This window comes from Microcystis sp. LE19-41.2A (assembly GCF_027530405.1).
Taxonomy (GTDB): domain Bacteria; phylum Cyanobacteriota; class Cyanobacteriia; order Cyanobacteriales; family Microcystaceae; genus Microcystis; species Microcystis aeruginosa.
The window spans coordinates 20,508-34,148 of sequence record NZ_JAPZQJ010000029.1; the positions used below are offsets into that span (position 1 = coordinate 20,508).

The following is a 13,641-nucleotide window of genomic DNA, read 5'->3' on the forward strand; positions in this document are numbered from 1 at the left end:
TTTAAGTTAAAGCTTTTAAGAGAGCTTGAAATTTAAGCTGAATTTCTGCTAGTTCTTTTTCCGGATCGGAACCGGCAACAATACCCGCACCGGCGTATAATCGCGCTCGATCGCCTTCAATTAAGGCCGAACGAATACCAACAATAAACTCACTATTATTTTGACAATCGATCCAACCCAAAGGAGCGGCATAAAGAGAGCGATCGAAGGTTTCATAATGACGAATTTGTGCTAAAGCGATCTCCGTGGGAACCCCAGCAACAGCAGGAGTGGGGTGTAGTTGGGCAACAATTTCGAGGGGATGGATGGAGGGTTTTAGTTTGGCATGGATAGGAGTCCAGAGATGTTGAATATTGGAGAGTTTTAACAATCTAGAGGGAGAATTTTGCGGATTTAAGCCAATTTGTCGCAGTTTTTGGTTAATAAAGTCACTAACAGCCCGATGTTCCCGTTGTTCTTTTTCACTAGCGAGGAGTTTATTGGCTAAAAGAGCATCTTCGATCGCATTTTCTCCCCGGGGGGCGGATCCCGCTAAAGCATCGGTGATTAATTGCCCCTGATGGACAGTTAGCAAGCGTTCGGGACTAGCGCCGATAAAATGATCTCCCCGTCCATTGCCGAGGGAAAAAGTATAGCAATCGGGATGACGCTGACGCAAATTATCGAGACAGTTTACCAGATGAAAAGGACGGGGAGAAATCACGTCAAGAGCGTGAGCGAGGACAATTTTGCTAAATTTTTGAGCATGGATAGATTGGAGTGCATCGGCAACAGCCGCTTGAAAATTATAGGTAGGATGAATATAATAACTACAGGGAGCCTGGTGGGGATTTTGTCGGCAATTGCTCGAGTTATTTTGGATAATTTTGAGGTTGTTGATAGTTTCTTCGAGGGAGTTTTCTATTTCTTTTTCGCTGGTGATTAGGAGATTGGTAAGGAAAAAATATTCCGACTGTTTTTTGATAATTTGAAACTTAGGCAGGGTTAGGGTAGCTGAGGGAAAGGGGGTAGCTCTTTCCGAGTCGAAAAAAGTGAAACTACAAAAGATGCGGGGAGTAATCTCGCTATAGTTATCAATTTTAATAATTCTTTGTTGACAGTTTTCAATAAATTTTTGAGCTTTTAAAAAACGTTGTTTGCCGTGGAAAGTGGCAGCAAAGGCGATGCCGTAGCCGAGAAAAGCGGTTTCTCGTTCGGGATTTTCCCAATAACAATGGGTGGGATAGCTAGAGGCAATCCGAGAGAGAATTTCTAGGGGATCAACGGGGGAAATTTTTTGACAAAAACTAACGAACGACGGATTTCCCTTTTCTGCGGCTAACAGTTGCGGGTTGAGGATAAAGTTATAGAGGCCGCGAAGATCAGCAATCGGACTATCAGGATAGGAAAGGCGAGGAACGGCAGAAGTCATGTCAAGTTTTTTGTATTTTTTGCAAAAAAACCATGATTAATGGTATGTAATCCCCACAGATGTGGCCAGAGTCAGCAATCTCTTTTTAACTATGGTATCGGAGAAAGGGTCTTTAGGCAGAAAGGGAAGGGGATATTTGTGACGATTAACCGCATTGGAGACAAATGAAGGCTTAAAATCTCCAGAGATGGCTATTATTTAAATGGGCAAAAAAATTAATTTAATAACTGCTACTTTACAAGTTTGTGGAAATTGCCACCACGGGACAAGTGGGGATACATTGTTCACAAACCACACAACGGGAACGCAAAAACTTAAGACGAAAACTTTCGGGATCAAGGGTTAAAGCTTCCGTGGGACAAACTCCCGTACATAAGCCACAATCGACGCATTTTTCTTCATCAATGACGATTTCGCGACTAACTTGGGAAACGCCAATATTTTGTAATTGTAACCATTCGATCGCCGCTTCTAACTCATCGATATCTCCCGATAATTCTAATACTAATGTTCCCACTTGATTGGGGGCAACTTGGGCGCGGATAATATTAGCTGCGATGTTAAAATCCTTCGCCAGTCGATAGGTAACGGGCATATGGACGGCTTTTTTGGGAAAAGTGAGAGTAACGCGTTTTTTCATGCAGCCTTTCCGATCAAAGAATCTTTTTTTGCTTATTTGCCGAAAACGGCTGGAATTACAATAGTAGCAGTAGCGGCAACGATTAGACCAAAAGCCAAATTAACTACCTGTTGATCAGCTTTTTGGTAGGTATCGATGCTAAGACTAAGTTCACGGATTTGGTTGATCACGTCTCCTAGCTTTTTTTCAATGTTTTGAAGGTTACTTTCTAAAGTTTCTAATCGCCCCTCAATTGTATGAACGTCCCCTTCTAGCCTTTTTAGCTGTCCCTCTATTCGATCGAGTCTTTCTTCGGTCATAATTATTACCCATCTCTAACTTAATTGTAACTCAATCGACACCAATACTAAAAGAGCGCAGCAATCGTTACAATAGGACAAAGTAAACTTTGATTAAATGTCCATGACAGCCACCACACCCACCAACAAAACCAGAAATCTGCTGCTGGCAGTAACGGCAGTTATCCTTAGTGTAGCGATTTTCTTCGGGTTTCAAACCACCGCTAGTTCCGTATCTTTGGAAGCGCAAGCGGAAAAAGCGACACCTTTCGAGCTTGCCCTCAGCAATGGTAAACCCACCCTGACAGAATTTTATGCTAATTGGTGTACCAGTTGTCAGGCGATGGCCCCTGAAATTGCCGAAATTAAAAAACAATACGGTAATGCCATTAATTTTGTCATGCTCAACGTTGATAATAATAAATGGTTGCCGGAAATTCTCCGTTATCGCGTGGATGGTATTCCCCATTTTGTCTTTTTAAATAATCAAGGACAACCAGTTGCCCAAGCGATCGGAGAACAACCAAAATCAATTTTAACTGCTAATTTAGAAGCACTTTTAACCAATTCTACCCTACCCTATGCCACCACTACGGGACAGGCTTCTGATTTTAATATCCTTGCGGGCGCTAGTCAAACCGATCCTCGCAGTCACGGCAGTCAAGTTAAGCAGTAATCAGTTATCAGTAATCAGTAATCAGTTATCAGTGGAAAGCTCATGGCTGAAAGCTATCATTCAAGAGTCAACAGCTTATCAATAAGTACATTTCATTGACTGAATTTTTTAACTATGGCGATTATTGTCCAACATTTGACCACAGGTAACGAATATATATTCCTAGGAGTTATTGGGGGTGAAAGTAAGAATATTTTACCCACCAAAATGTTAGGAGATTTTTTCGCAACCGAGACTCCAGATAAATCTCGATCGCTGACGGTTTGTGACGATCAAGGCCGCATACTTTGGTTTCCCGTCACAGAAATGATTGTGGTGGAGGTAGATGGTCAAAAACCCGAAGAATTATTACCAGAAATTATCCCTCCTGAACCAGTTCCTTTACAATTAGATAAAGAGAATCAACCTCAGTCCCCAGAAAATCAAGGAAACATCGATGAATTTGCCGAAGATGACGATTGGATCTAGAATTAAATATCTAATTTTAGCGGTAATAATTGCCCTATTTACTATTGGCTTTAATTCCCTCTATTCTGTTTCTCAAAACTCGATCGCTTCCTTCCCCGTTGCCGAAGTTAAACCCCAATATCTTAACGATTGGACACCGGAATTAGAGGCAGAATTTCAACAAAGGGCCAAGCAAGTTATTAACCATTTTGCTAAGGCAGAAAGTTATGGCAATTTGTGGGGAGAAAACGAGAAAAGATCCTATCCTATGGCCATGTTTGATTTCTTGGCAGGAAACCGGCAAAAAGCCCTAGATTTCCTGCAGCAGGATGACCCACAAAAACGGGAACAGGCCCACACCGATTATATAGATTATTATTTTTCTTTTACCCTAAAAGGACAAATTAGAAAATATTTTCTGCTCGGAAAGTATCTCGATCCAGTTTATCGTCAGAGAATGTATAATGCGGCGAAAATTTGGACAGAAACCGACCCTTTACAACGGCCCCATCCTATCCACGGCACCGGCCAAGGAACGGGTAATGATTGGAGTATAACAAGACGGGGTTTATGGGTAGATAGTCGCAATACTGATAACCTGCGAGCGATGCGCGAAACATCGGTTTATCTGATGGCCGAAGAAACCGGAAATGAAGCAACTCGTCAAATTTATAAAAGTAAAATTAAGCGTTACGTTTCAGCTTTATATAACATCGGTATGGGAGAATGGGATTCAGAAGTTTATCACGGTCACACCTTTGCTCCCTATCTCAATCTCTACGATTTTGCTCAAGATACGGAAGTTAAACAATGGGCAAAAATGGCCTTAGATTGGTTATCCATGGCCGCTAGTGTTAAATATTATCGCGGCGGTTGGGGGGGCCCTGTAAAACGCGATTATGGTGGTAGTAATGGGGCAATGCGATCGAGTGCATCCCGCACTTTTTGGTTATACTTTGGTGATACTCCCGTCCCCAATAATCGCCCGGAATTGGACTCTCTTTATCTAATTACCAGTGGTTATCGTCCTCCTTTGGCAGTGATGGAATTAGCCCGAAAAAACTTTAATAAACCGGTAGAAATTCTCGCCAGTAAACCCCTGTATGAAAACTGGAAACCGGGCAATAATCAAAGTCCGGGTTATTGGGAAACTCAATTTATCGGGGCTAGTTATCAAATGGGTAGTCTGGCGGGAACTTTCCCCGATGGCGATGTGGCCCCGTTTAAATTAATGGCCTTTAATCAACACAAAGGTGTGGATTTTTTTGTGGCTAACACTGGCAAAAATGGCGTAAAACCGGGCAAAAATCCCGGGGATGAAATCGGACAATATCGCAATCTTTTAATCTGGTTACGTCCAGCAGACCAAGCTTTTTTCTGGCAATTACCGAAAACTGCCAAGGTAGAAAAAGATGATAATATCTGGTTTATTCAATTAGAAAAAACTTGGTTAGCCCTGAGATTAATAAATCTTTCTTCTCCTGAAATGATCGAGATTCCTAATTCCCCTTATCCCGATGATAATACCTACCAAGCTTTACCCACAGGTAACAATTATGCGGGTTTTGCTCTGGAAGTGGGGGAAGCGGCAACCCAGGGTAGTTATGAGAATTTCAAGAGCATATTTAAGCAAAAAAGTCAAGTAAATTTAACTCAAATTAAGCAGGGCAGGGTTTTATTTAAAGGCAGTCAAGGGCAGAGTTTACAATTGACCTATAATCAAATCAATCTACTGCCGATTTTAATTCGTAACGGTCAAAAGCACGATTGGTCAAAAAATTTCGCCCTTTATAACAGTTTAAGTCGAGATAACTCTCCTGTTTCTTTGGGTTGGAAAAAGGGCAAATTAACCGTCAAAGCAGGGAAATACCAGTTTTCCAATGCCTTGATCCTCTCCTCTCCTTAAGTTAGATATTCTCGATTATTTATTCAGCAAACCCTAGTTATGAGGAGAGGCAAAAGGCAGCTTTGTTCTCCCCACTTCCCCACTTCCCCACTTCCCCACACCCCACACCCCACTTCCCCACGAAAAACTTTTTCAGCAGACCCTATTTATGGGGATTGATCAGACCATTTGCGCTTGATTTAAGAATTCTTGCAATTCTTCTCCTTCGATTACTTCGGTGGTCAAAAGATTAGCGGTAATGGACTCTAATAAATTGCGGTTGTGACTGAGAATTGCTAGGGCTTTTTGGTAACTAGCGTCGATAATTTGTTTAACTTCTTCATCGATCGCTTTGGCCGTATTTTCCCCGATCGAACGGCGGGGACTACCCTGATTATTACCTAAAAAATTAGCCTGTCCTGTTTTATCGTAGGCTAGGGGTCCCAGGGATTTACTCATACCATACATTGTCACCATTCTTTCAGCAATATCCGTCGCCCTTTGTAAATCATCGGAAGCGCCATTAGTGACACTGCCAAAGATTAATTCTTCGGCTGCCCGACCGCCCAATAACATAGTAATTTGTTCTTTAAATTCGGTTTCTGTCATCAAAAAACGGTCTTCCGTGGGAATTTTCAGGGTATAACCCAAAGCGGATAAACCCCGGGGAACGATCGAAATTTTCTCCACCCGACCCCCTCCCGGCATAACAGCACCAACTAAAGCATGACCAACTTCGTGATAAGCGACGATTTTCTTTTCTTTTTCGGATAAAACCCGACTTTTCTTTTCTAAACCAGCGATAACTCTTTCTATTGCTTCTTTAAAATCAATTTGACTGACTCTTTCCCGATTATTGCGGGCAGCCAAAAGAGCCGCCTCATTGACGAGGTTGGCTAAATCGGCACCGGCAAAACCGGGGGTTTGGGTGGCGATCGCTTTGAGGTTAACATCTTCACCCATCTGGACTCGTTGGGCGTATATTTCCAAAATTGCCAATCTTCCCGCTAAATCGGGACGATCCACCAAAACTTGGCGATCAAAGCGCCCCGGACGCAATAAAGCGGCATCAAGAGTCTCTGGGCGATTGGTGGCGGCTAAAACGATGACGACGGCTTCTTTGGGGCTAAAACCGTCCATTTCTGTCAAAAGTTGGTTTAAAGTCTGCTCGCGCTCATCATTGCTGCCGCTAGTTCCCGATCCCGAACTTCTCGATTTACCGATCGCGTCCAATTCATCAATAAAAATGATGCTAGGGGCATTTTTCTTCGCTTGGGCAAATAGATCCCGCACCCGGGCTGCCCCGGTCCCGACAAATAATTCCACGAATTCCGAGGCCGAAATGCTAAAAAACGTCACTCCCGCTTCTCCCGCGACCGCTTTTGCTAAGAGGGTTTTTCCCGTCCCCGGCGGTCCGACCAAGAGAACACCCTTAGGAATACGCGCCCCAATTTTATTAAAGCGCTCGGCATCCTTGAGAAATTCGACAATTTCCTTTAACTCGGTTTTTGCTTCCTCGGCCCCGGCCACATCACCGAAGGTAATCGGATATTTTTCGCCGTCTCCGTAAACTTTAGCGAGATTTTTATTAAAAAGCAGCGATTTACGCGTGTCATCGTTGCGATAGAACAGAAACTGCATGGCGGCGACTAAAATTAAGGGAGGAACCACCCAAGCGAGGAGAGTGGTGATCCAACTGTTTTCGGCCACAGGAATCGCCTCGAAGATTACGCCTTTTTGCTGTAATAGTTGGGGTAATTGGGGGTTATCGACTGGAATCGTGGCCAAGACTCGTCCGGGGGCTAGATTACTGCTTGGTTTGCTGGCCAGAGAACTAGAATCACTGTGAAAGGGATTACTTGATTCTGGGGGATTAACGGGGGGATTACCCGGAATAGCCAGGGATTCTAAAGGATTTTTTAATTGATACAAGATGACTTGATTGCCAATTCTGACATTACTGATGTCGCCCCGTTCCACTTTATTGATAAATTCGCTGTAGGGTTCGAGGGGAATATTGGATAATTCTGAGGGACGAGGGATAAGAAAATAGCCTAAAGCGGCAACACCAGAACAAATGATCAGGATTTTGCCTAACAGAGGCAAACGCGACCAGGAAAATTGATTATCTTCTTGATTAGCCATAATTTTTAGGGTGGGTCAGAGTGAAAATGCAAAGTTCATACTAACAATTCCCTGTCTCGATCGCCTTACCGATGGGATAGGATAGAGGATGGAATACTTGGTAGCGAGCGAGCGACAAACGAGAGAAATCCCATGAATTTAGTTAGCTTAGAGAACTTTCTCGATAACACTTCTTTTTTAGTCCTGTTTTTAACCATGCTGGTTTATTGGGCCGGGGCAGCCTTTCCTAGCATACCTTTGTTGCCCGGCCTGGGCAGCACGGGAGTGGCCATCGCTAACCTCTGTATCGCCGCTTTATTGGGGGCGCGCTGGTTAGAAGCGGGTTATTTCCCCATTAGCAATCTTTACGAATCTTTATTCTTTCTCGCTTGGGGTGTAACTGCGGTTCATTTAATTGCTGAGTACAATAGCCGCAGTCGCCTGGTGGGGGTGGTGACGACTCCTGTAGCCATGGGGATTACTGCTTTTGCCACTTTGTCCTTACCTGGGGAAATGCAAACTTCGGCGCCCTTGGTTCCAGCTTTAAAATCGAATTGGCTGATGATGCACGTTAGCGTCATGATGTTAAGTTATGCTGCTTTGATGGTGGGTTCCCTGATGGCGATCGCTTTTTTGATCGTCACTAGAGGTCAAAATATCGAGTTAAAAGGCAGTTCCGTGGGTACGGGAGCCTATCGTCTCCAAAATAAGTTATCTACCACTCTTTCCGCCCCAATTTTCCTGGAAACGGCTAACAGTGGCACAACCGCCCTTTTAACTCCCACCTTAACAGCGATGACGACCCTTTCGCCCCAACGTCTTAGCTTGGCGGAAACCCTCGATAATATCAGTTATCGGGTCATTGGTCTCGGTTTTCCTCTTCTCACTATCGGTATCATCGCCGGGGCGGTTTGGGCGAATGAAGCTTGGGGTTCCTATTGGAGTTGGGATCCGAAAGAAACTTGGGCTCTAATTACTTGGTTAGTGTTTGCCGCTTATCTCCATGCGCGCATTACCCGGGGATGGCAGGGAAGAAAACCAGCTATTCTAGCGGCCAGTGGTTTTGTTGTGGTTTGGGTATGTTATTTAGGGGTGAATCTTTTAGGTAAAGGTCTTCATTCCTACGGTTGGTTTTTCTAAATCAGTTATAGGGGTGGGGTGTGGGGTGTGGGGTGTGGGAAGAATAAATAAAAATAATCTTCTGACGACCGACGACCGACTCCTAACCCCACCAACAAACTTTTTGCCGCAAACCATAAATAATTATAAGTAGGGAGGCACAATTATTTGTAGGATGGGTTAGCGGTAGCGTAACATAATCGGGCGTTGGGTTTCATGCTTCAACCCAACCTACGTTCATCTTATATTTAATTCCACCCACCCACTTAACTTCTCAAAAATTATAAAAAATGATCGAGCAGAAAACTACTATTAAAAATCTGGCTTTAATTGCCGGTGTGCATGGCAATGAACTAACTCCCGCTTATTTGGTTAAATACCTGCAAAAGTCACCTAATCTTATTGCTCGCAGCAGTTTTCAATCCCACAGTCTCATCGCTAATCCCTTAGCCCTAAAGCAACGGTTTAGATATATCGATACGGATTTAAATCGTTGTTTTAACCAGAAAGATTTAGTTAATCCCGATTGTCAGCAATACGAACAAAAACGAGCCAAAAAAATAGTCAAAGAAATCCGAGAAAAATCCATTGATTTATTAATCGATATTCACAGCACCACATCTAACATGATGCTGGCAATTATTTATTCTAATCCCCATCCTTGGCTATTAAAACTCTTTACCTATCTGACTAAAATTAATCCTGATGTGCGCTTAATTTATCATCCCGTCAGCGAGGAAGAAAATCATTTTCTGAAAGGAATTTGTCCCCTAGCTTTTACCCTCGAAATCGGTCCGGTTAACCATGGTGTCATCTGTCCCTATCTTTTTCGTCAAACCGAAACACTCATCTATCAAATCCTAGACTATATCGAACAGGAAAATTATCTGGCTGCCCATCTCGATACTTTCAGCGAATCTCTAACAGTTTACCAACGTTTAGGCTCGATCGATTATCCTAGGGATGAACAGGGTGAAATTAAAGCCATGTTACATCCTCAGATTCTCCAACGAGATTATCAGGCAATTCAACCCAATCAACCGATTTTTCTAGGATTTGATGGTCAGGAAATTATCTATCGTGGGGAATCTGAATTATATCCTATCTTTGTCGGAGAATCTTCCTATAAAGAAAAAGGAATCGCCCTTTGTTGGACAGCCAAAAAACAAATTGATATTAATTAGGGTTTGCGGCAAAAAGTTTGTTGGTGGGGTTAGGAGTCAGTAGCCGGTCGTCAGTAGCCGGTCGTCAGGAGATAGGAGATAGGAGATAGGAGATAGGAGATTATTTTTATTTATTCTTCCCACTTCCCACACCCCACACCCTGTCCCCAGGAAAAACTTTTTCAGCAGACCCTAAATAAGGGAAAAGCCACTATGACCTTTACTTCTGATTCTCTTTTAGCTGAACGTTACCAACTGCAACAACGCCTAGGAAATACCGCTATCGGTCGTCAAACTTGGTTAGCTATCGATGTATTATCCCAAGAATCGGTAATTATTAAACTCCTCGCTTTTAGTCCCCAGATGGAGTGGGAAGAATTAAAATTATTTGAACGGGAGGCCGCCGTTTTAGCTTCTCTCTATCATCCCCGTATTCCCCGCTATCGCGATTATTTTTCCCTCGATAAAAATCAAGGTGACGGGATTCCTTGGTTTGTGCTTGTACAAGATTATATACCCGGAGAATCTCTAAGCGATCGCTTAGAAAGGGGGCAACGTTTCACCGCTACGGTAATTCGGACTATTGCCCAAGAAGTTCTCGAAATTCTCATCTATTTGCATGAATTATCGCCCCCAGTATTACATCGAGATATTAAACCTAGTAATTTAATTATTAACTCGGAAAATAACGTTTATTTAGTGGATTTTGGGGCAGTCCAGTCCCGCGGTGCAGTGACGGGAGTTACTTTTACCGTGGTGGGGACGAGTGGTTATGCACCCCTAGAACAATTTTGGGGCCGGGCAGTTCCGGGTTCTGATTTATATGCCTTGGGCATGACTTTAATTCATTTATTGACGGGAATTGTGCCGATAGAACTGCCCCACCGCGACTCTAAAATTCAATTTCGCCAACTGGTGACAATCGATGATGATTTAATCGATTGGTTAGAAACTATGACCGATATGGCGGTAGAAAAGCGGTTTAAAAGTGCCAGAGAAGCCCTGAAATTTCTCCAACATCCCTCCTATCGCCAAGCCTCAAGTTTAATCGATCCTAAGAAATTACCAAAACCTCCCCACAGTTCCATCCGTATCGCTAAACGCCGGGATAATTTAGAGATTAATTTACCCCCAAAAATTAAGCTACTTTCCGATGCTCCTACCCTCTGGTCTTTGGCGATTGTCCTTACTGTCACTGTCTTTATCTCCCCGATTCTTACCTTTATTATAGCTCTAATTGGTTTTATTTGTTTGCGGGAGATGCAATTAATTCTTACACCTCAAGAAGTTTTAATTAAATATAAAGTCTTCAATTTTATCTACAAAAAATTTGCCTTCAGAACTCAAGATTTATGGGGTATTTTTCTCCATAGCAATGGCACAGAAGGTAACTATCAGATTCGTCTGCGGACGGCTAAAAATTATTATCTTATCGGCCAGAATCTCCGCGAGGATGAATGTCTCTGGTTAGGACAGGAAATCCAAGATTGGTTAAATTTTATCAAATATAGCGTTTCTCCTCAAGATGATGTGTAACCTGACAGGGTATCATCGACCGTCTCCCCAAAACGAAAACTTTGCACCTCACCATGAAGATAACTGAGAATCAATTCAAGAAATCCTAAGAATTAGTCGGTAGGCATTTCTCCCTTTTTAACCTTAATGTTGCAGATAAGTAGTCGGACATAAATTCTGTTGTCTATCTTAAGAAATGTAAATTGCCGCAATTCTTACTGACTCCTGACTTGAAAGTGGCAAGTGGCAAGTGGCAAGTGGGGAGAATACACAAAAGCTGTCTCCTGTCTCCTGTCTCCTGTCTCCTGTCTCCTGTCTCCTGTCTCCTGTCTCCTGACTCCTGACTCCTTACCCTACAGTTAACTTTACTTTTGTCCAACTACTTATCGCCCTATCTTGGTAGTATAATAACTGATTGGCATTCCCTCGGCTACAAGGCGGCAATTATAGCGGTTCTTGCATCTGTGCGGCACACTTAAACTTTTGCTGATTAAGCTGTTCAGGATCAGGAATGTACCTCTTGTGAATCAGAAACGCTATATTAAATCGGATTAAGAATTGCCAAAAGGCGGCCATGAAATGTTAGTTATTAGTGGAGAATTAAAAATGAACTCTGAAATTTACAAAAAAGTCAGCTTGTTAGTTTTGTATCAAGGGGTTTTTGATAATGCTATTGGTCAGGCATTTATTACCCTATTATCTACGGATAATGTTGCCGATTTTCTCAAAGCTTATGGTAAATTGTTTCAAGCTTTAGCATCTAAAAATATCAGTTGGAATGATTTTCTAGTCGAACAAATTTTATTAGATGATAATCCCTTTAGTCAACAGGTACAGAAAAAAAGTGTTTCGGAGTTACCCGAATCTTTAATTGATGGCGTTAAACAGGATTTATCTATCCTCCAATCTCTTTATAACTCTAGCATTTATAGCTTAAGTAATTCGACAGTTTTTGAACAAATTAAATTTCTAATTTTCCCCGCTTGGGAAGTGGACAATAAATTAGAAAGTTTTCTCCATTCTAGTTTAGATTGGACGGAATTAGTCGAAGATCTAGCCGATTATTATCGTGAGTGTGGTACAGGAATTTTTGCCCGTTATCAAGCTTTAAGGTGGCAAGAAGGCAGATTACAAGGAATTAATCATCCCGATCCCGTGCAGATTCAAGACATAGTCGGTTATGAAATGCCCAAGGAAACCTTGATTAAAAACACTGAGTTTTTATTAGCAGGTTATCCCGCTTTAAATGTCTTACTCTATGGTTGCCGTGGTTCAGGAAAATCCTCTCTGGTTAAGGGATTATTGCAAAAATACCATAGCCAAGGATTGCGCTTAATTGAAGTGGCAAAATCGCAGTTAAAAGACCTACCATTAATTATTGAAATCTTGCGAGATTTGCCCCAAAAATTTATTATCTTTGTCGATGATTTATCCTTTGAAGAAGACGATGAAGCTTTTAAAGCTTTAAAGGTTATTTTAGAGGGAAGCGTCACCGCTAGACCGAAAAATGTCGTAGTTTATGCCACTTCTAATCGCCGACATTTAGTCAGAGAATTTTTTGCGGATCGACCACAACCAAAAGATAGTGATGAAGTGCATAATTGGGACACAGTACAAGAAAAATTATCCTTTAGTGATCGCTTTGGTTTAACCCTCACTTTTGAACCGGCTAATCAAGAAAAATATTTGGAAATAGTGCGTCATTTAGCCAGTTTAGCTAAATTAAAAATTAGCTTAGAAGAATTAGAATTTCGTGCCAAACAATGGGCAACCCAACATAATGGGCGATCGGGAAGAACTGCTAGACAATTTATTGATTTTCTCCAAGGGGAATTAGAATTAAATGGGTAAAATTAATTGTGTTATGATTAAATAAAATAATCTCTAATCTGGAAAAATGCTAACTCAATCTCCTCCCAAAACCCTCAGCTTAGAAGAATATCGTAATTTAGAAACCATAGCCGAGGTTAAACACGAATATCACGACGGGGAAATTATCGAGATGACAGGGGTAAGCATCAATCATAATAGTATTCTCATTAATCTTATTGTCCTGCTAAAATTAGCTTTAAGAGGAACTAATTATCGTCTTCAATCTAGCGATCTACGTCTATGGATACCCCAATATAATCGCGGTTTATACCCAGATTTAATGCTCATTGCCGGGGAACCATTATTGAGTGATAATCGCAACGATGAAATTTTAAATCCCTGCCTAATTATCGAAGTTTTATCTCCTTCTACCTCTGGTTATGATCGGGGTGATAAATTTCGTTATTATCGTTCTATACCCCAATTAAACCAATATCTTCTCGTCAGTCAAGGGGAGATACTAATAGAATCCTATAGCAAAACCTCAGAGAATAATTGGTTACTGCAAGAA

General features: G+C 42.0%; 13 protein-coding genes. 8 read left to right on the forward strand and 5 right to left on the reverse strand.

Annotated features, from left to right (window positions below; all coding sequences use genetic code 11):
- Position 1 precedes the first annotated feature (1 nt).
- The 3 genes from O9290_RS01650 to O9290_RS01660 all read right to left on the reverse strand — a co-directional run bounded on the left by O9290_RS01650 (position 2) and on the right by O9290_RS01660 (position 2,350).
- Positions 2 to 1,411: an isochorismate synthase gene (locus tag O9290_RS01650; protein ID WP_288055206.1), complete on the reverse strand. Its 1,410-nt coding sequence runs from the start codon at positions 1,409 to 1,411 to the stop codon at positions 2 to 4.
- A 235-nt stretch (positions 1,412 to 1,646) separates the two neighbouring features.
- Positions 1,647 to 2,051 (reverse strand): NIL domain-containing protein, encoded by a 405-nt coding sequence (locus O9290_RS01655; RefSeq protein WP_002760353.1) that lies wholly within the window; start codon positions 2,049 to 2,051, stop codon positions 1,647 to 1,649.
- A gap of 32 nt (positions 2,052 to 2,083) precedes the next feature.
- Positions 2,084 to 2,350: a ssr2422 family thylakoid membrane protein gene (locus O9290_RS01660; RefSeq protein WP_002760351.1), complete on the reverse strand. Its 267-nt coding sequence runs from the start codon at positions 2,348 to 2,350 to the stop codon at positions 2,084 to 2,086.
- A 103-nt stretch (positions 2,351 to 2,453) separates the two neighbouring features.
- Here O9290_RS01660 and O9290_RS01665 point away from each other — a divergent pair, with 103 nt between their 5' ends.
- From O9290_RS01665 to O9290_RS01675, 3 genes are all read left to right on the forward strand, one after another.
- A complete protein-coding gene (locus tag O9290_RS01665; protein WP_002760350.1) occupies positions 2,454 to 3,005 on the forward strand; it encodes a thioredoxin family protein in 552 nt (183 codons plus the stop codon).
- Between the two features lie 114 nt (positions 3,006 to 3,119).
- Positions 3,120 to 3,473, forward strand: coding sequence for a hypothetical protein (locus O9290_RS01670; protein ID WP_002760349.1), 354 nt, complete (start codon positions 3,120 to 3,122; stop codon positions 3,471 to 3,473).
- Positions 3,442 to 5,358 carry a hypothetical protein gene (locus O9290_RS01675; RefSeq protein WP_288055208.1) on the forward strand — a complete coding sequence of 639 codons (1,917 nt, stop codon included), beginning with the start codon at positions 3,442 to 3,444 and terminating at the stop codon, positions 5,356 to 5,358. Before O9290_RS01670 ends, O9290_RS01675 begins: the two co-directional genes overlap by 32 nt.
- Positions 5,359 to 5,517: 159 nt before the next feature.
- Here O9290_RS01675 and ftsH read toward each other — a convergent pair whose 3' ends face one another.
- Complete coding sequence (gene ftsH, locus O9290_RS01680; RefSeq protein ID WP_288055210.1) at positions 5,518 to 7,482, reverse strand: ATP-dependent zinc metalloprotease FtsH; 1,965 nt, start codon at positions 7,480 to 7,482, stop codon at positions 5,518 to 5,520.
- 132 nt (positions 7,483 to 7,614) lie between these two features.
- Here ftsH and ccsB point away from each other — a divergent pair, with 132 nt between their 5' ends.
- Positions 7,615 to 8,601, forward strand: coding sequence for a c-type cytochrome biogenesis protein CcsB (gene ccsB / locus O9290_RS01685; protein WP_149987215.1), 987 nt, complete (start codon positions 7,615 to 7,617; stop codon positions 8,599 to 8,601).
- 5 nt (positions 8,602 to 8,606) lie between these two features.
- Here ccsB and O9290_RS01690 read toward each other — a convergent pair whose 3' ends face one another.
- Entirely contained in the window at positions 8,607 to 8,744 is a 138-nt protein-coding gene (locus tag O9290_RS01690; protein WP_196219844.1) for a hypothetical protein, read from the reverse strand.
- A 126-nt stretch (positions 8,745 to 8,870) separates the two neighbouring features.
- Here O9290_RS01690 and O9290_RS01695 point away from each other — a divergent pair, with 126 nt between their 5' ends.
- The 4 genes from O9290_RS01695 to O9290_RS01710 form a co-directional block, all read left to right on the forward strand.
- Positions 8,871 to 9,764, forward strand: a complete 894-nt coding sequence (locus tag O9290_RS01695) for an aspartoacylase (protein ID WP_002760345.1) — start codon at positions 8,871 to 8,873, stop codon at positions 9,762 to 9,764.
- Positions 9,765 to 9,956: 192 nt separating this feature from the next.
- Entirely contained in the window at positions 9,957 to 11,279 is a 1,323-nt protein-coding gene (locus O9290_RS01700; RefSeq protein ID WP_288055212.1) for a serine/threonine protein kinase, read from the forward strand.
- 585 nt (positions 11,280 to 11,864) lie between these two features.
- The gene (locus O9290_RS01705) at positions 11,865 to 13,109 is read left to right on the forward strand and encodes an ATP-binding protein (RefSeq protein WP_288055213.1); all 1,245 of its coding nucleotides are present in this window, start codon (positions 11,865 to 11,867) and stop codon (positions 13,107 to 13,109) included.
- 46 nt (positions 13,110 to 13,155) lie between these two features.
- A partial coding sequence (locus O9290_RS01710) for a Uma2 family endonuclease (RefSeq protein ID WP_288055214.1) occupies positions 13,156 to 13,641 on the forward strand: 486 nt, incomplete at its 3' end.